The sequence below is a fragment of the Variovorax paradoxus genome, assembly GCF_009498455.1.
GTDB classification, from domain to species: domain Bacteria; phylum Pseudomonadota; class Gammaproteobacteria; order Burkholderiales; family Burkholderiaceae_C; genus Variovorax; species Variovorax paradoxus_H.
This window is the reverse complement of sequence record NZ_CP045644.1, coordinates 6,621,184-6,643,703: the sequence shown is the minus strand read 5'-3', so window position 1 is coordinate 6,643,703 and position 22,520 is coordinate 6,621,184. Positions and strand designations below refer to the sequence as shown.

The following is a 22,520-nucleotide window of genomic DNA, read 5'->3' as shown; positions in this document are numbered from 1 at the left end:
GCGAAAAATACCTTGCCATGGCCGGCTCGGGCAGGCTGAATCCGGGCAACAGCCGCTTTTGATTTTCGGAACGCCCACCTGTGCCGAACGAGTCCGCTCATGTCATCTCGTCGCCCGACGAAGCGTTGAGGCGCCTTCCTCCGGACGAGGTGCTGGCTCCGCTCATCGCGGATTGGGCGCGCGCCGGCAAGCGCCTTGCTGTCGTCTGCGACATCGACCTCGATCGCTTCCGCGAACTCAACCAGCGCCTGGGCATGGCGGGCGGCAATGCCGCGCTGGTCGAGGCGGCCCGTCGCATCAAGGCCCAACTGCCGCGCGAGTCGCTGTCGGCGCGCATCGGCGGAGACGAGTTCGCGGCCGTCTTCGCCGGGCTCGGGTTTTCGCAATGCCACGAGGTGCTGGAGCGCATCCTGATCGCGCTGGCCGAACCCTGGCAATGGCGGGGGCACACCGCCGACCTGTGCGCCAGCCTCGGTGCGCGGCTGATGGACAGCAGCGGCCCGGCGCCCGAACTCGCGCTGCGCGACGCCCAGCATGCGGCCTTCTTCGCCAAGCGTGCCGCCGACGGCAAGGTGCACTATTTCGACGCCCCGCAGGCGCAGGCCGACGCACAGGTGGTGCGCCAGCGCCAGCGCATCCAGGAAGGCCTGGTGCAGGGCGAGTTCTTCCTGTGCTATCAGCCCAAGGTCGACATGCGCCGCGGCGTGGTGGTGGGTGCCGAGGCGCTCATCCGCTGGAACCATCCGCAGCGCGGCCTGCTGCAGCCGATCCATTTCGTGCCCCTGCTGGAGGACGACGCGCTGGCCGAGCAGGTCGGCGAGTGGGTCGTCGCCACGGCATTGCGGCAGCTGCACGACTGGCTCGAGGCGGGCCTGCGCATGTCGGTCAGCGTCAATGTGAGTCCGCTGCACATGATGCGCCACGACTTCGTCGACCGGCTCACGCAGCAACTGGCGCAGTACCCGAAGCTCGGCCGCGGGGCGCTGGAGCTCGAGATTCTCGAGACCACGGCCATCAGCCAGTTCGCCACGGTGGCCCGCTTCGTGGAGGCGTGCCAGGCGCTCGGCGTGGCGGTGGCCATCGACGATTTCGGCACGGGCTATTCGTCGCTCACGTACCTGCGCCAGCTGCCGGTGTCGTCGGTCAAGATCGACCAGTCGTTCATCCGCGACATGCTCGACAGCGAGGCCGACCGCGCGATCGTGCAGGGCATCCTGCTGCTGTTGAAGGCACTCGGGCGCACGGCCGTGGCCGAAGGCGTCGAGACGCTGCACCACGGCGAAGCCTTGCTTGCCATGGGCTGCACGCTGGCCCAGGGCTACGGCATCGCGAAGCCGATGCCGGCCGACCAGATGCAGCGCTGGGTGGCCGGGTTCGAGTGCGCGCCGCCGTGGGGCCGCGAACAGGCCGCGACCCATCCTCAGGGCAGCGGCGTGTAAGGCGTCGCGCAACTCCCTGATCTCGCGCACGTCCCCCCACTTCGGGGCGTCGCGACCCTGCTGCGCCCCCCAAGGGGGCGCAAGAAGGCCGGCCGACGTCCTTTCCCGGCCCGGAGGGCGCACCACCCGCCGGGCTATCAAAAAATGTCAACATTGGTGTAAACACTGTTTTTGACGCGGACGTTGTCGCAGACCATCGGCCACCGGATGGCGTGCCGGACGGGCAGGCCGGATGGCACGCAATTTGCACAAGGCCCGCCATGACAGCCAGCTCGCCGCGCACCCCCGCCAAGGCCCCCAAGGTCACCCGCATCGACCGCGACCACGACAGCACCGTGCAGTCGCTCACGCGCGCCATGCAGTTGCTCGAACTCCTCGCGGAGGACGACGAAGGCTTCCGGCTCGTCGACATCGCGGCGCACACGGGGCTGTCGTCGTCCACTGCGCACCGGCTGCTCACCACGCTCGAACAGCGGCGCTTCGTGCAGTTCGATCGCGAGACCAACCTCTGGTACGTGGGCGTGCGCTGCTTCTCGGTCGGTGCGGCCTTCGGGCGGCGCCGCCGCATCGCGCACCTGGCGCTGCCGGTGATGCGCCGGCTGCGCGACAGCACCGGCGAGAGCATCAACCTGGGCATCGCCGACCTGGGCGACATCGTGTTCGTCACGCAGGTCGAGAGCCGCGAACTCATGCGCGCCATCGGCAAGCCGGGTTTTCGTGCACCACTGCATGGCACCGCGATGGGGCAGGCGATCCTCGCCGCGATGTCGGAAGAAGATGTGCTGCAGTACCTGCGCACCTACGGCCTGCCCAAGCTCACGAACAACACGATCGCGCGCGCCTCGCGGCTGCACGAAACGCTGGGCGAGGTGCGCCGCGCGGGCCATGCGATCGACGACGAGCAGAACGCGGTCGGCCTGCGCTGCATTGCCGCGGCCATCCGCGACGAGCATGGCCAGCCCTTCGGCGCGATCTCGCTGGTCGGCCCGACGCAGCGCATCAAGAGCACCGACTTCCTGCACCTGGGCGCCACCGTGCGCGCCGCCGCCGACGAGATCACCGCCGCCTACGGCGGTCGCTGAAGGCCCTGCGCCCTCGGCGCATCTTCCACTGGCGCAACGCGCCAAGTGCTTGATTCCAAACCAGTTTTTTCGACTGTCCCACGCAGCGGAATAGTCCGCTGCGCGGCGCCGCTGCGGGATTCAATGGCACGTCTTTCTTTCGATGCCGCCCCGTTCCTTCCCACTTACCTCTGCTGGAGTTTTCATGCCGTTCCACCTTCGCCTCAAGTCCTTCGCCACAGTTGCCTTGGCCGTGGTGCTCGCGTTGCCCGCGGCCCACGCGCAAGACCGCATCAAGATGAAAGCCATCGGCCAGCCGCTGGCCACCGGCCTGCTCCAGAAGAACAAGGAGCAGCCTTTCTTCGAGAACTTCGCGGCCCGCACCGGCTTGCCGATCGATGTCGACTACAAGCCCATCGACACGCTGGGTATCAAGGACACCGAGCAGCTGCGCGTGATGAAGGCAGGCCTGTTCGACATCGTGTCGCTGCGCGTGTCGCAGAACTCGCGCGACGAGCCCACGATCCTCGGCCTGGACCTGGTCGGCGCGGCGCCCGACTACGCCACGGGCCGCAAGGTGGCCAAGGCCTACTTCGACACGGTCGATGCGCGCCTGCAGGCGCAGTTCGGCGTGAAGCTGCTGGCCGTGTGGCCCTTCGGCCCGCAGATTCTTTTCTGCAAGAAACCGATCGCCAAGCTGGCCGACATCAAGGGCCTGAAGGTCCGCGTGTACGACCAGAACCTGGCCAAGTTCATCGAGATGGTGGGCGGCACGCCGGTGCCGGTGTCGTTCGCCGACACGCACCAGTCGCTGTCGCTGGGCGTGGTCGATTGCGCCATCACCGGGCCCAGCTCGGCCAACTCGGCGGGCTGGCCGGAGGTGACGACGCACCAGATGCCGATCGGCTTCCAGATGGCCCTGAACGGCTACGGCATGACGATGAAGTCGTGGAACGCGCTGGCGCCCGATGCCAAGGTCAAGATGAAGCAGGCCTTCGACACGCTGAGCGACGACATGTGGACCTACTCCGAAGAGCTCTTCAAGGACGCGCTGAACTGCAACGCCGGCAAGGACCCGTGCACCACCGGCAAGAAGTTCAAGCTGGTCGATGTGCCCGTCGCGCCCGCCGACACCGAACTGCTGCGCGGCGCCGTCACCAAGGTGTCGCTGCCGGTGTGGGCCGAGGTGTGCAACAAGTCGAACCCCACCTGCCTGAAGACCTGGCAGGCGACGGTGGCACCGGTGCTGGGCCTGCAATGAACAGCGTCGCCATGACCCGCGACCGGCAATCCGCCACGGCGGCCTCTGCGCGCACCCGGCGCGCCGACTTCAGGACCCGCATGGAGACCGTGCTGGCCACGGCCTTCGGCGCGATCTTCCTGGGGCTGGCCTTCGTCGTCGCCATCGAGACGATCTCGCGCAAGCTGTTCAACATCTCGCTGCAGGGCGCCGACGAGCTGGGCGGCTATGCGCTGGCGGTCGGCTCCACGCTGGCCTTCAGCCTGTCGCTCCTGGGGCGCAACCACATCCGCGTGGACGTGTTCCACGAGCGCTTCCCGCCGCGCGTGCAGGCGCTGCTGAACTGGCTCTCGATCGTCTCGCTGGCGGTGTTCTCGCTGTTCATCGCCTGGGTCGCGTTCAAGGTGATCCAGGACACGACGGCCTACCGCAGCACCGCGCAGACGCCCTGGGCCACGCCGCTGATCATTCCGCAGGGCGTGTGGTACGCGGGCCTGGTGATCTTCGCGGGCGTGGCCTGCGCGCTGGCCTGGCGCGCGACGCGGCTGCTGGCCAGCGGCGACATCCGCACGCTGAACAGCGACTTCCATCCGAAGAGCGCGAAGGAAGAGCTCAAGGAAGAACTCGACGACCTCAAGGCACGGCAGCAGGCCGAAGGAGCCGCACCATGAACATTGCCCTGATCGGATTCGCATTCTTCGCGATGCTCGCCCTGATGCTGCTCGGCCTGCCGATCGCGGTGTCGATGGCGGCCATCGGCATCATCGGCGGCATTGCCGCCTACGGCGCCCCGTTCATGGACTCGATCGCGCCGGTCGTGTGGGGCGTGCAGAACGAGAGCCTGCTCACCTCGGTGCCGCTGTTCGTGCTGCTCGGCGAGCTGCTGCTGCGCTCGGGCATCGCCGACCGCATGTACATCGCGCTGTCGGCGTGGCTGGGCCGCCTGCCGGGCGGGCTGCTGCACACCAACATCGGCAGCTGCGCGCTGTTCGCGGCGACCTCGGGCTCGTCGGTGGCCACCGCGGCCACGGTCGGCACGGTGGCGCTGCCGTCGCTGCAGCGGCGCGGCTACCCGATGCGCGCGTCGCTGGGCAGCCTGGCCGCGGGCGGCACGCTGGGCATCCTGATTCCGCCGAGCGTGAACATGATCGTGTACGGCTCGCTCACCAACAACTCGATCGGCAAGCTGTTCGTGGCCGGCATCATCCCGGGCCTGCTGCTCACGCTGAGCTTCATGCTGTGGATCGCCATCTCGAGCCTGGCCAGCGGCAACGCGATGCGCGAGCCCAAGGTGCCGCTGCGCGAACGGCTGCGCGTGCTGGTGCACCTGGTGCCGCCGGCGGTGGTGTTCGGCATCGTGATGGGGAGCCTGTACTTCGGCATCGCCACGGCGGCCGAGAGCGCGGCGCTGGGCGTGCTCGCGGCGCTGGGCTTCGTGTGGCAGTCGGGCAAGCTCAACTGGGAGCTGCTGCGCAACTGCTTCATCTCGACGGCGCGCGTGAGCGGCATGATCCTGCTGATCGTCGTGGCCGCCTTCATCCTCAACCTGACGGTGAGCCTCACGGGCGTGGCCGAAGCGATGACGAAGTGGGTCGCGAGCCAGGGCCTGTCGGCCACCGGGCTGATCCTGGCGCTCATCGTGTTCTACCTGGTCCTGGGCATGTTCATGGACGTGCTGTCGATGCAGGTGGCGACGATCCCGATCACCTACCCGATCGCGATTGCCGTGGGCATCGACCCGATCTGGTTCGGCATCTTCATCGTGCTGATGTGCGAGCTGGGCCTGATCACGCCGCCGGTGGGCATGAACCTGTTCGTGGTGCACGGCATCCGTCCCGACAAGGGCGGTATCCAGGATGCGATCTGGGGTGCGCTGCCGTACGCGCTGATCATGATCGCGTTCACGCTGCTGCTGATGGCCGTGCCGCAGCTGGTGACGTGGCTGCCGGCGCACATGTGAGGCACGCCCCGATGCACACCACCACACCGCTCTGGCAACTCGATGCGGCGCAGCTCGCGGCCGGCTATCGCGAGGCGGCGTTCACCCCGACCGACGCGCTGCATGCCTGCCTGCAGCGCAGCGCCGAGGTCAACCCGCGGCTGAACGCACTCATCACGCTCGACAGCGAAGGCGCCACGCACGCGGCCGGGCAAAGCACCGCGCGCTGGCGCAGCGGCCGGGCGCTGGGCGCGCTCGACGGCGTGCCCGTCACCATCAAGGACAACCTGCAGGTGCGCGGCCTGCCGACGCACTGGGGCAGCCGCGCGCTGGCCGGCGGCGTGGCCGAGCGCGACGAGCTGCCGGTGGCGAAGCTGCGCGAAGCCGGCGCCGTGATCTTCGGCAAGACCAACGTGCCCGAGTTCACGATGCAGGGCTACACCGACAACCCGGTGTTCGGCCCCACCGGCAACCCGTGGGACCCGACGCTCACGCCCGGCGGTTCGTCGGGCGGCGCGGTGGCACTGGTGGCCGCCGGCGGCTGTCCGATCGCGCTGGGCACCGACGGCGGCGGTTCGATCCGCCGGCCGGCCTCGCACACCAACCTCGTCGGCTTCAAGCCTTCGCGCGGACGCGTGCCGCGCGGCGATGGGCTGCCGCCGATCTTTCTCGGCTTCGAGGTCGCGGGCCCGATCGCGCGCAGCGTGGCCGACGTGGCCGCGGTGATGCAGGTGATCGGCGACCGGCCGGTGGAAGAGGGCGCGGGCCCGCAACGCGCGCGCATTCTTTTCATTCCACGCTTCGGCGATCACCCGGTCGATCCGCAGATCGCGGCGCTGACCGAAGCGACCGCGCGCCACATGGCGGCGCTCGGCCACGAGGTCACGACGGCGCAGGACTTCGGCCTCGTCGAGGCCGTCAACCAGCGCTGGCCGCTGCTGGCGCAGGTCGGACTGGCATGGCTGGTGGCGCATCCGCAGGAACTGTCGAGCCGGCCCTTCGATCCGTCGCTGTTCGGCCCGGCGATGCAGGCGAATGCCGAGAACGGCCGCAAGGCCGGCGCGTCGGAATTGTTCGAGCTGCTGTACGAGGCCGAGCGCTTGCGCAACACGCTCGCGCAGCTGTTCGACCGCTACGACTTCCTGCTCACGCCCGCGGCCGCCGCGTTGCCGTGGCCGGCCCGCGAGACGCATCCGACGCGCATCGACGGGCGCGAGGTCGGCCCGCGCGGCCACGCGGTGTTCGCCGGCTTCGCGAACGCCGTGGGCCTGCCCGCCATCGCGTTGCCCTGCGGCTTTGCGGGATCGATGCCCGTCGGCGTGCAGCTCGTGGCGCGCGAAGGGGCGGACGACGCCTTGCTCGCGCTGGCGCGCTCGTTCGAACAGGCCCATCCGTGGCTGCGCTTCCCCGCGTTGTGACGCTGGCCGAGGCCGTCGCGCCGCAGCTCTTGCCGGCCGAGGCCGCGCAGGCGCTGTGCCGCGCGCGGCGCGACGGCCGGCGCGTGATGTCCTCGCTGCTGCCGCTGCACGACCGGCGCGCGGCCTACACCATCCAGGACGCGACGCTGGCGGCGCTCGGCGCGGTCGGCGGCTGGAAGGTCGGCGCGAGCGCGCCGGGCCGCGAGCCCGCGTGCGCGCCGCTGCCGGCCGAAGGGCTGGTGGCGGGCGGCGCGTCGCTGGTCGGCGGCGCATGGCATCTGCGCGGTGTCGAGGCCGAGATTGCATTTCGCCTCGGCGCCGACCTGCCGCCGCGCGCGGCGCCCTACACGCGCGGCGAGGTCGCCGATGCCATCGCGGCGGTGCTGCCCGTGATCGAGGTGGCGGAGACCCGCCTGGTCGACTGGCTCGACGCCAGCCCCTCGGCACTGCTGGCCGACCTGCTGTGCCACGGCGGCCTGGTGCTCGGCGAGCCCGCGCCTTTCGATCGGTCGTGGCTCGACCTGGCACAGACCGAAGTCGTGATGCATTTCGACGAGCAGGTCGTCGCCCACACGGTCGGGGAGCACACGCACCCCGACGTCGGTGCGCTGCTCGTGTGGCTGGCCAACCAGGGCGCGGCCCGGGGCGAAGGCCTGCGGGCCGGCCAGGTCGTGACGACCGGTTCGTGCACCGGCATGTTGTTCGCCTCGCAGGGCACGGCCGTGCGGGTCGAGGTGAAGGGGCTCGCGCCGTTGCGCGCGAGCTTCTGAATGTCTTGTTCTTTTTTTCTGGGATCACTGGAGGCCACCGACATGTCCCTTTCAAGAATCGAAGTTGTCGCCGGCGCGCTGGTTCGTGCGCGCGGTGAACACGTCGCGTGCCCGGCGGCAGAAGTGGCCGGCCTGCTCACGCAGGCCGACGATGCCTACGCCGTGCAGCAGCAGGTGGCGCAGGCGCTCGGCTGGTTCGGCACGGCGCCGCCCCACTACTGGAAAGCCGGCGGCCCGTCGCGCGATGCGGTGCTGACCCACGCACCGCTGCCGCCGCGCGGCGTGTGGCCCAGCCCGGCAACGGCGGGCGACTGGCCGTTCCACATGCGCGGCATCGAGGCCGAGATCGCGCTGCGGATCGGGCGCGATGTCGATGCGGCGTTGGCATCGACGCTGTCTGCCGACGATGCCCGCGCCCTCGTCGATGCGATGGCGGTGTCGATCGAGGTCGTCGACTCGCGCTGGCAGGAGGCCATCGACGCGCCCGCGCTGTGCAAGCTGGCCGACCTGCAATCGCACGGCGCGCTGGTGCTCGGCGAGTGGGTGCCTTTCGTTGCACGCGACTGGGCTGCGCAAGCGTGCGAGGTGCGCATCGGCGCGCGCGCGACCGTGATGCGCCGCGGCACGCATTCGCTCGGCGACCCCGCCTGGCTGCTGCCCGCGTGGCTGCGCCATGCCACGCGCCACGGCGAGACCGTCGCGGCCGGCACGGTGGTCACGACCGGCACGTGGGTCGGCATTCTCGAAGCGGGCGAGGGCGACCTCGTCACCGCTGAATTCCCGGGCATCGGCCACGCGTCGGTGCAGCTCTAGAACCTTTCTTCCACCCATCCAGAACACAGAACGGAGACAACACCCATGATCGCCCTCGACAACCATCCCAGCGGCCGCCACTTCCTGCAGATTCCGGGCCCCAGCCCCGTGCCCGACCGCATCCTGCGGGCCATCAGCCTGCCGACCATCGACCACCGTGGGCCCGAGTTCGCTACGCTGGGCAAGAAGGTCATCAGCGGGCTGCAGCAGGTGTTCCAGACCCGGCACCCGGTCGTCGTCTATCCCGCGTCCGGCACCGGCGCGTGGGAGGCGGCGCTCGTCAACGTGATGAGTCCCGGCGACCACGTGCTGATGTTCGAGACCGGCCACTTCGCGACGCTGTGGCAGAAGATGGCGCGCCGGCTAGGGCTTGAGCCCGAGTTCCTCGCGCTCGAAGGCAGCGACGAAACCGGCCTGCCGCGCAGCTGGCGCCACGGCGTGCAGGCCGACCTCATCGAGCAGCGGCTGCGCCAGGACACCACGCACCACATCAAGGCCGTGTGCGTGGTGCACAACGAGACCTCGACCGGCGTTACCTCCGACATCGCGTCGGTGCGCCGCGCGATCGATGCGGCGGGCCATCCGGCGCTGTTGATGGTCGACACCATCTCGGGGCTCGCGAGCGCCGACTACCGGCACGACGAATGGGGCGTGGACGTCACCATCAGCGGCTCGCAGAAGGGCCTCATGCTGCCGCCGGGCATCAGCTTCAACGCGGTGTCGCCCAAGGCGCTCGAGGTGGCGAAGACGGCGCGCCTGCCCAAGGCCTTCTGGGCCTGGGACGAGATCATCGAGATGAACCAGGGCGGCTACTGGCCCTACACGCCGAGCACGAACCTGCTGTACGGCCTCAGCGAGGCGCTGGACATGGTGCTCGAGCAGGGCCTGCCCGTGATCTTCGCGCGCCACCAGCGCTGGGGCCGCGGCGTGCGCGCCGCCGTGCAGGCCTGGGGCCTGCCGACACAGTGCGCCGACGCGCGTGTGCACTCGCCCGTGCTGACCGGCGTCATCACGCCGCAGGGCGTCGATGCCGACGCGCTGCGCCGCCTCATCCACCAGCGCTTCGACCTGTCGCTGGGCGCCGGCCTGGGCAAGCTCAAGGGCCGCATGTTCCGCATCGGCCACCTGGGCGACTGCAACGACCTGACGCTGATGGCCGCATTGACCGGCGTCGAGATGGGTTTCAAGCTGGCGGGCGTGCCGCTGGCCGGCAGCGGGGTGCTCGCGGCCATGGCGTACTTTGCGGAAACACCGGCCGTCGACGCCGCGTGACCCCGTCGGGAAGGGGCTGCGGGCTAGGTGTTTGCCATTATCGTAAACAAGATTGTCGACATTGCTGTTGACGTTAATTTCGACAAAGCCTAAATTCCGCTCCACAGCCTCGGTGGTGTACTGGCCCGGACCAGCTCCCGACCCGCGACTGCAAAGTTCGCCAGCGTGCCGGGTCGTTTCCTTGCAAGCTGGCATCCGTGCCACTGCAAGGAGACAAGCCGATGCAAAACACCATGACGGACGGCGCCAAGGCGACCGCCGCAGCACCCGACGCCGCACTCCAGCCCACCAAGGTGCGCTGGAAGATCTTCCTGATGATGTTGTTCCTGATCTCGATCAACTACATCGACCGGGCCTCGCTCTCGGTGGCCATGCCGCTGATCGCCAAGGAGTTCGACATCGGCCCGGCCGTGCAGGGCCTGCTGCTCAGCTCGTTCTTCTGGACCTATGCGCTGATGCAGATCCCGGGCGGCATGCTGGCCGACCGCTTCGGCCCGCGCGTCGTCATCGCCGGCGCCACCGTGGGCTGGGGCTTCTTCCAGGCCATCGCCGCCGTCTGCACGGGCTGGGTGCCGTTGCTGCTCACGCGGCTGGGCCTGGGCGCGGCCGAAGCGCCGATCTACCCCGCGGGCGGCAAGCTCAACGGCATCTGGATGACGCAGACCGAACGCGGCCGCGGCGCCACCTTGCTCGACGGCGGCGCGCCGCTGGGTGCGGCGCTCGGCGCGATCCTGATCTCGGGGCTGATCGCCTTGTTCGGCTCGTGGCGCACGGCCTTCGTCGTCGCCGGTGTCGGCACCGTGATCGCCGGCTACTTCGCCTGGAGTTACATCCGCAACCATCCGCGCCAGCACCCCGGCGTGAACGAAGCCGAGGCGCGCTACATCGAGGCCAGCCATGCCGCCGATGCCGCCAAGGAATCGGCCGATGCAAGCGGCCGTGTGCTCGACTTCTTCCGCTACCGCTCGGTGTGGGGCATGTTCTTCGGCTGGATGTGCTTCAACGCGCTGTTCTACGGCCTGCTCACGTGGATGCCCAACTACCTGTCGAAGGTGCACGGCTTCGACATCAAGCAGATGGGCGGCGCGGTGTTCATCATGTTCTTCTCGGGCTTCGTCGGCGAAATGTTCGGCGGCTGGCTGGCCGACAAATGGATGGCCGCCGGCGCCTCGCAGAGCAAGGTGCTGCGCACGCTGTTCGGCATCTCGTCGATCATCGCGACCGTCGCCATCTTCATGGTGACGCAGATCACGAGCCCGGTCGCCGTGGTCGTGCTGCTGTCGGTCACGCTGTTCTTCCTGCGCTGGTGCGGCCTGTTCTGGTGCGTGCCCTCGATCCTCGGCACGCGCGCCAAGGTCGGCTTCCTGGGCGGCACCATGAACCTCGGCGGCAACGTGGCGGGCATCGGCGTGCCGATCGTGGTCGGCCTCATCGTGCAGGCCACGGGCTCGTACTTCATGGCGCTCATGCTGTTCACGGCCGCCGGCGCGGGCCTCTTCGTCTGCTCCACGATGCTGATCGACTACAGCAAGAAGCTGCCGGTCTGACACCACCCACCCGACTCCCATGACCCCTCGCAAACTCATCGGCGTGCTCACGCCTTCGTCGAACACCGCGCTCGAGCCGCTGACCAGCGCGATGGTCGCGGGCGTGCCCGGCGTCTCGGCGCATTTCTCGCGCTTCACCGTCACCGAGATCTCGATGCGCGACGCGTCGCTCAACCAGTTCGACGACCGCAAGATCCTCGAGGCCGCACGGCTGCTGGCCGATGCGCGCGTCGACACGATCTGCTGGAGCGGCACTTCGGCCAGCTGGCTCGGCTTCGAGAAAGACCAGGCGCTGTGCGCGCGCATCACCGAAGCGACGGGCATTCCGGCGACCACCTCGGTGCTGGCGCTCAACGAGCTGCTCGCCGCGCAGGGCGCGCGCACGCTGGGGCTGGTGTCGCCGTATGTCGACGACGTGCAGCAGCGCATCGTTGCCAACTACGCGGGCATCGGCATCGACTGCGTGGCCGAGCGGCATCTGGACCTGACGGTGAACTTCTCGTTCAGCGAGGTTGAGCCCGACACGCTGCGCCGCATGCTGCGCGAGGTGGCGCAGCAGCGCCCCGACGCCATCACGATCATGTGCACCAACCTGAGCGGCGCGCAGCTGGTCGAGGAGATGGAGCGCGAGCTCGGCATCCCGATCTACGACTCGGTGGCCACCGTGGTCTGGCGCGCGCTGAAGACGGTCGGCGTCGATCCGAGCGCCGTGAAGGGCTGGGGCCGGCTGTTCGACGCGAAAGCCTGAGACCCACTGATCCCGCCAGACATAGACAGAAAAGCACAGAAAGACCATGACCTTCCGCGACCTCGATCTCGTGGTGCGCAACGCCCGCGTTGCCACCGCCAGCGACACCTTCGATTCGGACATCGGCATTCGCGACGGCCGCATCGTGCAGCTGGGCCTCGGCCTGCCGCCCGGTCGGCAGGAGATCGACGCCGCCGGCCGCTACGTGACGCCGGGCGGCGTCGACGCCCACTGCCACCTCGACCAGCCAATGGAGCCGCCGGTGCGCATGGCCGACGACTTCGACACCGGCACGCGCGCCGCGGCCTGCGGCGGCACAACCACCGTGATCCCGTTCGCCGCGCAGCAGAAGGGCCAGTCGCTGCGTGCCGCCGTGCAGGACTACCACCAGCGCGCCGAGGGCCGCGCCCACGTCGACCACGCCTTCCACCTGATCGTGAGCGACCCGACCGAAGAGGTGTTGAAGCACGAGTTGCCGCAGCTCATCGCCGAGGGCTACACCTCGTTCAAGATCTACATGACCTACGACGATCTGAAGCTGGACGACGGCCAGATCCTCGACGTGCTGTCGGTGGCAAGAGAGCAGGGCGCGATGGCCATGATCCACGCCGAGAACGCCGACTGCATCGAGTGGCTGACCAAGCGGCTCGAAGCCAACGGGCGCACGGCGCCGCGCTTTCACGCGCACTCGCGGCCGATGCTGGTGGAGCGCGAGGCGACGCACCGCGCCATTGCGCTGTCGGAGCTGGTCGACGTGCCGATCATGATCGTGCACGTGTCGGGGCGCGAAGCCGTCGAGCAGATCCGCTGGGCGCGCGCGCACGGCCTGAGCGTGTTCGCCGAAACCTGTCCGCAGTACCTGTTCCTGACCGCGGAAGACCTGGGCATCGACGACAGCTACCAGGGCGCGCGCTGCGTCTGCAGCCCGCCGCCGCGCAACCGCGAGAACCAGCAGGTGATCTGGAACGGGCTGTCCGATGGGCTCTTCACGATCTTCTCGTCGGACCACGCGCCGTTCCGCTACGACGCGCCCGAGGGCAAGAAGCCCGGCGGCGAAGAGGTAGCGTTCCGCCACATCCCGAACGGCATTCCGGGCATCGAGACGCGGCTGCCGCTGCTGTTTTCGCATGGCGTGCTCGACGGCCGCATCACGATCAACAAGTTCGTCGAGCTGACGTCCACCAACCCGGCCAAGGCCTACGGGCTGCACCCGCGCAAGGGCACGATCGCTGTCGGCGCCGATGCCGACCTCGTGGTCTGGGGCACCACGCCGCGCGCGATTCGCAACGCCGACCTGCACCACGACGTCGACTACACGCCTTATGAAGGCATCGAGGTGAAGGCCTGGCCGGCGCTGACGCTGGCGCGCGGCGAGGTCGTGTGGGACGGCGAACGCTTTCATCCGCGCGCCGGACGCGGAGAATTCCTGCGCCGGGGCGAGCCCACCTTGCTGCCGAGCCGCCGGCCCGCCTGAGCCCTTCGCCTGGAGACATTGCCATGAACCTGCTGCTGATCAACCCCAACACCTCGCAAAGCGTCTCCGACCTGATCGCGGCCGAAGCCCGCCGCGCGGCCGCGAGCGACACGCGCATCGAGGTGCTCACGGCGCCCTTCGGCGTGGCCTACATCGAGACGCGCTTCGAGTCGCTGATCGGCGCGTACGCGGCGGCCACGCTCGCGGCCGAACACCACACGCGGCACGACGCCATCGTGGTCGCGGCCTTCGGCGACCCCGGCATCGACGGTTTGCGAGAGGCGCTCGACATTCCCGTGGTCGGCCTCACCGAAGCGGCCTTGATGAGTGCGTGCCTGCTGGGCAAGCGCTTCTCGATCATCGCGATCTCGCGCCGCATCACGGCGTGGTACCGCGAGTGCGTGCAGGCCAACGGCCTCATCGACCGGCTCGCGAGCATCCGCAGCCTCGACGGTCCGCTCAAGGACATCGGCCACGTGCAGGACGACCACGGCCAGCGCCTGGAGGCCCTGTGCATGTCGGCCATCGAGGACGACGGCGCGGACGTGATCATCATTGCCGGCGCACCGCTGGCGGGCCTGGCACGCTCGATCAAGGACCGCATTCCGGTGCCGGTGGTCGACGGCGTGTCGAGCGCCGTGTGCCATGCGCAGACGCTCGTGTCGCTGGCGCCCGCGCCGGCGCGGCTGGGCAGTTTTGCACCGCCGCCGATCAAGCCGAACCAGGGGCTGCCCGAGGCGCTGGCGCGGCTGCTGGCGCGCGACGGCGCACGCGCCGCTGGCTGAGGTTGTGGGCCCCGTGGCGCACTGCAGCCTGGAGGGGGCGTCGATAGAATCGGCGCCGATGCCCACCAAAGCCCCAGCCCGCAAGACCAGCGCGAACGGCGCGACTGGCGCCACCACCGCACGCGAACACAGCGTCGACGAGATCGCCGAGAAGATTTCGGCCGCCATCCTGGAACACCGTCTCGCGCCGGGCACGAAGCTGGGCGAGGACCGGCTGGCCACGATCTTCGCGACCAGCCGCGCCAAGGTGCGCGAGGTGCTGGCCCGGCTGGCGCACGAACAGATCGTCGAGCTGGTGCCGCAACGCGGCGCCTTCGTCGCCAAGCCCACCATCGAGCAGGCCCAGGATGTGTTCGAGGCGCGCCGCCTCATCGAACCGGGCGTGCTGCGCCGGCTCATCCGCACGCTCGACGACGCCAAGCGGGAGCGCCTGCAACGCCACATCGAGCTCGAGGCCGACGCGCGCCGCCGCGACGACAAGCGCGCCATCGTGCGGCTGTCGGGCGAGTTCCATGTGCTGCTGGCCGAGCTGGCCGGCAACTCGGCACTGGCACGCTCGATGCGCGAGCTGTCGGTGCTGACCTGCCTGATCATCTCGCTGTACGACGCGCCCACGGCCACCAGCTGCCGTGCCGACGAGCACGAGGAAATCGTCGCCGCCGTGAACCGCGGCGACGCCGCGCGCGCCGAGAAGCTCATGCTGCATCACCTCGACCACATCGAGCAGAGCCTGAAGCTGGACGACAGCGCCGAAGAGGTCGACCTGGAGAGCGTGTTCAGCTGAGGCGGTAGCGGGCGGCGGCGGACCCGGGGCCGCCCTGTCTGCGCAACGCTGCGCGAGGCCGGGCTGACTTCCGGGCGCATTCATTCGTCGAATGACAGCCGAGGGGCGGAACCTTCGGGCGAGGAGGGCCTCCTATCGGGCTTTTCCGCCCCTTCTGTTCCTTCCTCCCTTCTCCCCCTTCGCCAGATGAATGAAATCCGCAATGCCGCCGCCGAGCTCGCCCTTTTTCGCCGCCGCGTGGTGGTGGTCGGCTGCGCGGTGCTGTTCGGATTCGGACTGATCGGCGCACGGCTGGTCTACCTGCAGGTGGTGCGCCACGAAACGCTGTCGGACCGGGCCGAGAGCAATCGCACGGCGATCGTGCCCGTGGTGCCCAACCGCGGGCAGATCCTGGACCGCAACGGCGTGGTGCTCGCGTCCAACTACGCGGCCTACACGTTGGAGATCACGCCGTCGAAGGTGGACGACATCACCACGGTCATCGACGAGCTGGGTGCGCTGCTCGAAGTGACGCCCAAGGACCGTCGCCGCTTCCAGCGCCTGCGCGAAGATTCGCGCAGCTTCGACTCGCTTCCCATCCGCACCCGCCTGAGCGATGAAGAGGTGGCGCGCTTCGCGGCACAGCGCTACCGCTTCCCCGGGGTGGAAATCAAGGCGCGGCTGTTCCGCAGCTATCCGCACGGCGAGGTGGGCGCGCACGTGATCGGCTACATCGGCCGCATCAACCAGCGCGAGAAGACCGCCATGGACGACTGGGCCGAAGACGAGCGCGCCAACTACCGGGGTACCGACTACATCGGCAAGGTCGGCATCGAGCAGAGCTACGAACACGCGCTGCACGGCCAGACCGGCGTGGAGCAGATGGAAACCTCGGCAGGCGGGCACGCGGTCCGCCGCCTGGCCCGTCACCCCGCCAGGCCGGGCCAGACGGTGGTCCTGTCGCTCGACATCAAGCTGCAGAAGCTGGTGGAAGACATGTTCGGCGAGCGCCGGGGCGCGCTGGTCGCCATCGACCCGAAGACGGGCGAGGTGCTGGCCTTCGTGAGCAAGCCCACCTTCGACCCCAACCTGTTCGTCGAAGGCATCGACACGCAGAGCTGGAAGGCGCTGATCGAGTCGCCCGACAACCCGCTGCTGAACCGCGCGCTGCGCGGCACGTATCCGCCGGGCTCCACCTACAAGCCCTTCATGGCGATGGCGGCGCTGCAGACCGGCAAACGCGCGGCCGACAAGGTGGAGAACGACCCGGGCTTCTACAACTTCGGCGGGCGCACGTTCCGCAGCCATCGGGGCGGACTGGGCGGCGTCGACATGCACCGCGCCATCCAGCTGTCGAGCAACACCTATTTCTATTCGCTGGCCGCCGAGATGGGCGTCGACCTGATCCACGACTTCATGGCGCCCCTGGGTTTCGGACAGCTCACCGGCATCGACCTGCAGGGCGAATCGCGCGGCGTGCTGCCGAGCAAGGCGTGGAAGCGCGCGGCCTACCGGCGCGCCGACATGAAGACCTGGCACCCGGGCGAGACGATTTCGCTGGGCATCGGGCAGGGCTACAACAGCTTCACGATGCTGCAGCTGGCCTCGGCCAACGCCACGCTGGCGAATGGCGGCGTGCGCTTCCAGCCGCACCTGGTGCGTGCGATCCGCGACACGGCGAGCGGGCAGGTGGTGCGGCAGGTGCAGCCCCCGGCCCAGGACCTGGGCTACGCGCGCAAGCACGTCCAGGTGGTGCGCGACGCGATGGTGGCGGTCACCCGGGGCGGCACCGGCACCCGCGTGTTTGCCGGCGCCGCCTACACCTCGGCGGGCAAGACGGGCACCTCGCAGGCCGTGGGCCTGAGTGCGAAAGCGCGCGCGAGCGGCAAGGCGCTGGATGCGCGCCAGCGCGATCACGCGCTGTACATGGCGTTCGCCCCGGCCGAAGACCCGAGCATCGCGGTGGCGGCCGTCGTCGAGAACGCGGGCTTCGGCGCGGCGCATGCGGCGCCCATCGTGCGGCGGGTGTTCGACTACTGGATTGCGGACCAGTACCCGAACGACGCCGACATGGCGGCGGTCCAGGTCGGGAAGGCCGGCGCGCCCCTCGGCACGCCCCTGGTGGCCAGCGAGGTGCCGATGCGGGAGGACGATGCAGCGGCGGGTGAAGCGTCGGTGCTCTGAGGGGACGCGGAGCCTTCGGCGCACAGCCGAGGCGACCACGGGCTTTTCAGGACGCTGCTGTTCCGAACGCCGCCGCCAGCACGTCGACCAGGCCGCGCCCCGCGCTGCCGTCCGCATCCAGGCGGGGGTTGTAGATGGTGACCTCCAGGCCGACGGCCTTGCCGCTCGCCAGGGCCACCCGGAGCGCGGTCGCCAGTTCGTCCCACGACAACCCGCCCGGCACGCGGAAATCGACGGCTGGCATGAGGGCGTCGTCGAGACAGTCGGCGTCCAGATGGATGAAGAAGCCGTCCAGTTCCGCTCGCGTCAGGTGCGCCACCGCGTCGCGCGCGGCGGCCTCGATGCCCATGGCGCGCACGGCGGGAAGGTCGATCGCCTTGAGTTCCTGGGGGAGCGGCTGGCTTCCGTAGTCTTCCTGGTCCTTGTGATCGCGGTAGGCGAATGCGACCGCGTCTTCGGGACGGACCAGCGGACCGCGACCTTCGATGTCGGTGAGCTGCGGCGGGCCGTGGCCGGTGACGAAGGCCAGGTCCATCGATGCGCCTTCGCCGTGAGGTTCCGCCTCGGGCTGGAAGAAATCGGCATTGCCGTCGATGAAGAACAGGCCGTAGCGGCCCCGCCGTCGCAGCGCGAGCATGGAGCCCAGCACGACCGTGCAATCACCGCCCAGAACGATCGGAAATTCGCCCGCGTCCAGCACCGCTTCCACCGCGTCGGCGAGCCGGGGCGACCACGCCGCGATGGCGCTGGCATTCAACGTACCCGTCTCGGGATCGGGCGTGGGGTTCTTCGCCGGCACCGCCAGCCGGCCGGCGCGGCGTGCATGGAGACGCCGCGCCAGGCCGAGTGCAAGGAGCCGGTCGGGCAAGCGCTCCACCCCGTCCGTTGCCAGGCCCAGCGTGGACGGGGCTTCGACAATGGCAGGGCGCAGCGTCGGCAAGCCCATCGCAAGGCTCAAGGCCGGATTTCCGTCACCTTCGCGCCCTGCACCGAGGCACCGGCTTCCAGCCCCACATTGGTCATCACGAAAGCGACCACGGGCTGCCGGAAGGTGCTCGTGTCGATGACGCCGTTGGCGCCGTAGCGTGCCAGCGCGACGGTCGCGTCGGCGCCCACGGTCCAGCCGCGGTTCTGGCGGAACTTGTCCAGTGCCTCCTTGGAATTGAACACGTAGAAGACGGCCTTCGACTGGGCTCCGGCCTGGAAGCCGATGGAGCCGGCGGTCGTGCTGTAGTAGGCCTGCGTGCGGCCACCGGTGCGCAGGGCGCCGCGCCCGTATTCGGCCCCGACACCCAGGCTGCCGCCGACCACGGAAGGAAAGACCAGCACGCCCTGGGCGCCCGCGACCATCGCGCGCGAACCGGCAACGGTGTCATAGAGCCTGGACAGCGACGCATCGACCTGGGCGTCGATGGCCGATGCCGACGACGCCGGGACGTCGTTCGCCGCTCCGGTGGGGCGGGTGACCGTGCAGCCGGTCACGGCGAGGGTGGACGCGATGGCAGCGGCTGCAAGCAGGCGGGAAGGTGCGACGTGCATGGCAGATCCTCCGGGAAAGACAGAAGGGAAGGGAAGGAAACGGTGGTGCGGGACCTTCTCAGGCCTCGACGGGTTGCGAGATGCCGCACAGCGCTTCGGTGGCCGGCTTGGCCTTGCGCTCCTTCACCGCGACATCGGCCAGCGCCAGGATGCCCACGAGCCGCTTGTCGCGGTCGACGATGGGCAGGCGCCGGACCTGGTGCTCGGCCATGAGCTGCGCCGCATGATCGACGGCGTCGTCCTCGTAGGCCCAGCGGATGCCGTCCGACATGACGTCGCGCACCTTGGCGTTGCCGTCGTGTCCCTCGGCGATGCCGCGGATGGCGATGTCCCGGTCCGAGATCGCGCCGATCATGCGGTCGTTCTCGCCCACGGGCATCATCCCGAAGTCGCCGTCGCGCATGCGTCGGGCCGCTTCGGCGATGGTGGCGTCGGGACTGATGACCTCGACATCGCGGGTCATCACAGCGTTGACTTTTCGCATCTGGAATCCTTTGAAAAAAGAGAGTGGGGCGCCGCAGTCGGCGGCAATGAATCGGGGCGCACACGGCCCGGGCCGGTGCAGGTACAGGTCTAGTCTTCTGCGCGGCCCGATCTGTAGGACAACCACCGAAAAGCCGGTGGTGCAAAGGAAGCACGCACGGGTGTCGCCTGCGCGCGATGCACGCGAGGCGCACGAGGCGCGCCGGGCGATCTCCTCACTGCGGCGTCTGGTGGTGCAAGCTCAGCAGCCACGCATCGCCTTGCTTCACGTACGTCGAGCTGCACAACGCGCGGTAGGCCACGCCTTCATGCCGCGACGCCGTCACCGAATAGACCAGCACGGCCACGTGGTCGGTGGGCCGCAGCAGTTGCCGCTTTTCGAAATTGGCGTGGACCCAGCGGCTGCCGGACTGGATCGACGCCAGCGTCGCCGCGCGATCCAGCACGCCCGCGGGGGCGGGGAACACCATCAGCGCATGTTCCGCCAGGTGCTGTTCGTAGAAGTCCAGGCCCGCGGACCAGAACTGTTCTTCGATGCGCCACAGGTTGTCATCGTCCATGGGAACCTCCTACATGGGGTTGCTCCCTGTCATCAGTGGGGGCGGCGGGGTCACGCGGCGCTGCGGGAGCGTGATCGATGTCCCGCGTCCACACCGCCACGTCGCGTTCCGTCATGCCGCTGGCCGGCGTGAGGCGCACGTCGACGTAGCCGGCCTGTTCGACATCGTGCAGGTACTGCTCGCGCGACAGCAGGGTGCCTGCGCACACCTGGCGCTGCGATGGTGCCGGCGGGCCGTGCATTTCGTCGGTGAGGCGATCGATCAGGCGGGCCATCACCCAGTCGGGAATGCGGTGGCGCTCCCCGGGGTAGATGTAGCCAAACAGCGTGAGGTGCGTGAGCAGCACGCGCCAGTGCGGGCCGAAGCGCTCCAGCAGGCTGGCCCAGTCGAGCCGATCGGCGCGGGCCAGCAGCAGGTGGGCGATGTCGCCGCCGTCGTAGCGCTCGCGCTCCATGATGAAGGCCTTGGACAGCAGGCTGTCCTCGACGTTGGCCACCAGCACCGGCACGCCCAGAACGTCGGCGCGGCAGTTGCCGTGGAACCAGCGCGCATCGACCGGCGTCACGCCGTTGCCAGAGTTGAAGATCAGGTCGATGAACGCATCGCCGTCGTACACCTTGGCCAGCCAGTGCGGATAGGTGAGTTCGGTGCGCCAGCCGTGCTGCTGCATCAACTGCGCGATGCGCTCGAAGTCTTCGCGCAGGATGAACAGGTCCAGGTCTTTCGTCACGCGGCGGATGCCCGTGTAGCAGGCCAGCGAAAAGGCGCCGCCCACCAGGAAGGGAATGCCCGCATCGCGCAGGGCACGCAGGCTCTGTCGGTAGAAATCGGCCACGCGGGGCGGAACTTCTTCCTCGAGCGAAGGGGCGAGCGTGGTGGTGGATGGCATGCATGAAAGGTCGCGCCACTAGGCTGCGCAAGGGCAAAGCCAACGGCCCCATCGCGCGTCGGCAGGCGCCTACAGCCGCTGCGGGAGGAGGCCGATGACGGCCGCGCGCGGCGGGGTACAGGCTGGTTCCCACGTTTGAAGCGCCATCGACCGGATCACCCATGCCCACGCCCAAATCCTCCTCCCACATCCGCTTCGCCGCCGTCGGCGACATACATGTCCAGAAGGATGCCGGCGGCACCTTGCGCAGCCTGTTCGCGCAGGCGAACGAAGAAGCCGACGCGCTGCTGCTGTGCGGCGACCTGACCGACTACGGCACCGAAGAAGAAGCCCGCGTGCTCGCCGAGGAACTGGGCGCGGTGCACATTCCCATCGTCGCCGTGCTGGGCAACCACGACTACGAATCGGGCACGCCCGAAGTGGTGACCTCCACGCTTGCGCACGCCGGCGTGCGCGTGCTCGACGGCTCGGTGTGCGAGATCGAAGGCGTGGGCATCGCGGGCGTGAAAGGCTTCGGCGGCGGCTTCGGCCGCGGCGCGCTGGGCGCGTGGGGTGAGCCCGCGATCAAGCTGTTCGTGCAGGAGGCGCTGAACGAGGCGATGAAGCTCGAATCGGCGCTGGCCAAGCTGCGCACGCGGCGGCGCATCGCGCTGCTGCACTACGCGCCCGTGGTCGGCACGGTCGAAGGCGAGCCGGTGGAGATCTATCCGTTCCTGGGCAGCAGCCGGTTGGAAGACCCGCTGGTGCGCTATCCGATCGATGCGGTGTTCCACGGCCATGCGCACCGGGGCACGCCGCAGGGGCGCACGATCAGCGGCGTGCCCGTCTACAACGTGGCCAAGCCGCTGCTGCAGCGCAGCCGGCCCGACGCGCCGCCTTTCTTCCTGTACGAGCTGCCGCGCGAGCCCGCCGCTGCCGAGGCGCCGCCGGCACCCTAGGCCGAAGGCCTGCGCCCCTCAGTTGCCGGCCGCCCGCAGGAACGGAAACCGCGCGTCGAGCGACGCCACCTCGGGCAGCACATAGACCGCGCGCCCCCGGCTCGCGAACATCGGCTTCACATGCCGGTCGTAGAACGCGGCCGGCACGTTGATGCAGCCGTACGAGATGCGGTTGTCGCTCACGGTAGCGGAGGCGAGCCGCTGCAGCCGCTGCTCGCTCTTGTTCGTGGCGCGCACGCGGTGCATCGAGATCGCGGCGTCGTAGTCGATCCAGGTGATGTCTTCGCCTGCCGTGTTGGTGCCCGGTTCGGCGTTGAAGCGCCCCGCGGGCGTCGTGCGCTCCTCGGCGCGGATATCGGCCATGGGCCGCGTGCCGATGCCGGGGACCGAATCGTCGCCGCGCGCCAAGCCGAGCAGCACGGGCGACGACGCGGTCATGCGCCCCTTGCCGTCGAACAGGTACAGGCGCGCGGCCGTCTTGTCGATGACGGCAAAGGGCTGCGCCAGGTTGTCGCCGGCGGCAGCGGCCGCCTGGGCGAACTGTTCAGCCGCGGGGAGCGGCCCGGCGCTGGCGGGCTGCGGCGGCAGGCCCGCCAGCGCCACGGCCAGCACCACCCCCGCGAACGACGCGACCCTGAACGGGGTCGCGCGCTTCACG

Annotated in this window: 22 protein-coding genes; 16 read left to right on the top strand and 6 right to left on the bottom strand. The window is 69.3% G+C overall.

Features of this window, described 5'->3' with window-relative positions; genetic code table 11:
- Positions 1-149 precede the first annotated feature (149 nt).
- The 15 genes from GFK26_RS30830 (at position 150) to mrdA (ending at position 17,453) form a co-directional block, all read left to right on the top strand.
- Complete coding sequence (locus tag GFK26_RS30830) at positions 150-1,439, top strand: putative bifunctional diguanylate cyclase/phosphodiesterase (RefSeq protein ID WP_228121815.1); 1,290 nt, start codon at positions 150-152, stop codon at positions 1,437-1,439.
- A gap of 260 nt (positions 1,440-1,699) precedes the next feature.
- Positions 1,700-2,521: an IclR family transcriptional regulator gene (locus tag GFK26_RS30825; protein WP_153285312.1), complete on the top strand. Its 822-nt coding sequence runs from the start codon at positions 1,700-1,702 to the stop codon at positions 2,519-2,521.
- Between the two features lie 184 nt (positions 2,522-2,705).
- Complete coding sequence (locus GFK26_RS30820) at positions 2,706-3,761, top strand: TRAP transporter substrate-binding protein (protein WP_153285311.1); 1,056 nt, start codon at positions 2,706-2,708, stop codon at positions 3,759-3,761.
- Positions 3,758-4,411: a TRAP transporter small permease subunit gene (locus GFK26_RS30815; protein ID WP_153285310.1), complete on the top strand. Its 654-nt coding sequence runs from the start codon at positions 3,758-3,760 to the stop codon at positions 4,409-4,411. Before GFK26_RS30820 ends, GFK26_RS30815 begins: the two co-directional genes overlap by 4 nt.
- Complete coding sequence (locus GFK26_RS30810; RefSeq protein ID WP_153285309.1) at positions 4,408-5,700, top strand: TRAP transporter large permease; 1,293 nt, start codon at positions 4,408-4,410, stop codon at positions 5,698-5,700. The genes GFK26_RS30815 and GFK26_RS30810 overlap by 4 nt, the downstream gene beginning before the upstream one ends.
- Before the next feature lie 11 nt (positions 5,701-5,711).
- Positions 5,712-7,097 (top strand): amidase, encoded by a 1,386-nt coding sequence (locus tag GFK26_RS30805; protein WP_153285308.1) that lies wholly within the window; start codon positions 5,712-5,714, stop codon positions 7,095-7,097.
- Positions 7,073-7,867 carry a 2-keto-4-pentenoate hydratase gene (locus GFK26_RS30800; RefSeq protein WP_228121814.1) on the top strand — a complete coding sequence of 265 codons (795 nt, stop codon included), beginning with the start codon at positions 7,073-7,075 and terminating at the stop codon, positions 7,865-7,867. Before GFK26_RS30805 ends, GFK26_RS30800 begins: the two co-directional genes overlap by 25 nt.
- A 42-nt stretch (positions 7,868-7,909) precedes the next feature.
- The gene (locus GFK26_RS30795; protein ID WP_153285307.1) at positions 7,910-8,680 is read left to right on the top strand and encodes a fumarylacetoacetate hydrolase family protein; all 771 of its coding nucleotides are present in this window, start codon (positions 7,910-7,912) and stop codon (positions 8,678-8,680) included.
- Positions 8,681-8,725: 45 nt separating this feature from the next.
- Positions 8,726-9,952: a pyridoxal-phosphate-dependent aminotransferase family protein gene (locus tag GFK26_RS30790; RefSeq protein ID WP_153285306.1), complete on the top strand. Its 1,227-nt coding sequence runs from the start codon at positions 8,726-8,728 to the stop codon at positions 9,950-9,952.
- Positions 9,953-10,173: 221 nt separating this feature from the next.
- Positions 10,174-11,499, top strand: coding sequence for an MFS transporter (locus GFK26_RS30785; protein WP_416222524.1), 1,326 nt, complete (start codon positions 10,174-10,176; stop codon positions 11,497-11,499).
- Positions 11,500-11,518: 19 nt separating this feature from the next.
- Entirely contained in the window at positions 11,519-12,247 is a 729-nt protein-coding gene (locus tag GFK26_RS30780; protein ID WP_153285305.1) for an aspartate/glutamate racemase family protein, read from the top strand.
- A 46-nt stretch (positions 12,248-12,293) separates the two neighbouring features.
- Entirely contained in the window at positions 12,294-13,721 is a 1,428-nt protein-coding gene (gene hydA / locus GFK26_RS30775; RefSeq protein WP_153285304.1) for a dihydropyrimidinase, read from the top strand.
- Positions 13,722-13,744: 23 nt separating this feature from the next.
- On the top strand, positions 13,745-14,506 hold the full coding sequence (locus tag GFK26_RS30770) for an aspartate/glutamate racemase family protein (RefSeq protein WP_153285303.1): 762 nt from the start codon (positions 13,745-13,747) through the stop codon (positions 14,504-14,506).
- A 58-nt stretch (positions 14,507-14,564) separates the two neighbouring features.
- Positions 14,565-15,290, top strand: a complete 726-nt coding sequence (locus GFK26_RS30765; RefSeq protein ID WP_153285302.1) for a GntR family transcriptional regulator — start codon at positions 14,565-14,567, stop codon at positions 15,288-15,290.
- Positions 15,291-15,476: 186 nt separating this feature from the next.
- Positions 15,477-17,453: a penicillin-binding protein 2 gene (mrdA, locus tag GFK26_RS30760; RefSeq protein WP_153285301.1), complete on the top strand. Its 1,977-nt coding sequence runs from the start codon at positions 15,477-15,479 to the stop codon at positions 17,451-17,453.
- 46 nt (positions 17,454-17,499) lie between these two features.
- Here mrdA and GFK26_RS30755 read toward each other — a convergent pair whose 3' ends face one another.
- From GFK26_RS30755 to GFK26_RS30735, 5 genes are all read right to left on the bottom strand, one after another.
- The gene (locus GFK26_RS30755; RefSeq protein ID WP_228121813.1) at positions 17,500-18,411 is read right to left on the bottom strand and encodes an arginase family protein; all 912 of its coding nucleotides are present in this window, start codon (positions 18,409-18,411) and stop codon (positions 17,500-17,502) included.
- Positions 18,408-18,992 (bottom strand): YSC84-related protein, encoded by a 585-nt coding sequence (locus GFK26_RS30750; RefSeq protein ID WP_153285300.1) that lies wholly within the window; start codon positions 18,990-18,992, stop codon positions 18,408-18,410. The genes GFK26_RS30755 and GFK26_RS30750 overlap by 4 nt, the downstream gene beginning before the upstream one ends.
- Before the next feature lie 58 nt (positions 18,993-19,050).
- Entirely contained in the window at positions 19,051-19,476 is a 426-nt protein-coding gene (locus GFK26_RS30745; protein ID WP_153285299.1) for a CBS domain-containing protein, read from the bottom strand.
- A 214-nt stretch (positions 19,477-19,690) separates the two neighbouring features.
- Entirely contained in the window at positions 19,691-20,035 is a 345-nt protein-coding gene (locus GFK26_RS30740; RefSeq protein ID WP_153285298.1) for a nuclear transport factor 2 family protein, read from the bottom strand.
- The gene (locus tag GFK26_RS30735) at positions 20,025-20,924 is read right to left on the bottom strand and encodes a nucleotidyltransferase (protein WP_153285297.1); all 900 of its coding nucleotides are present in this window, start codon (positions 20,922-20,924) and stop codon (positions 20,025-20,027) included. Before GFK26_RS30735 ends, GFK26_RS30740 begins: the two co-directional genes overlap by 11 nt.
- Positions 20,925-21,085: 161 nt before the next feature.
- Here GFK26_RS30735 and GFK26_RS30730 point away from each other — a divergent pair, with 161 nt between their 5' ends.
- Complete coding sequence (locus GFK26_RS30730; protein WP_153285296.1) at positions 21,086-21,862, top strand: metallophosphoesterase family protein; 777 nt, start codon at positions 21,086-21,088, stop codon at positions 21,860-21,862.
- A gap of 18 nt (positions 21,863-21,880) precedes the next feature.
- Here the strand turns inward: GFK26_RS30730 and GFK26_RS30725 are convergent, their stop codons facing one another.
- Positions 21,881-22,519, bottom strand: a complete 639-nt coding sequence (locus GFK26_RS30725; RefSeq protein WP_153286160.1) for a L,D-transpeptidase — start codon at positions 22,517-22,519, stop codon at positions 21,881-21,883.
- Position 22,520: the final 1 nt, after the last annotated feature.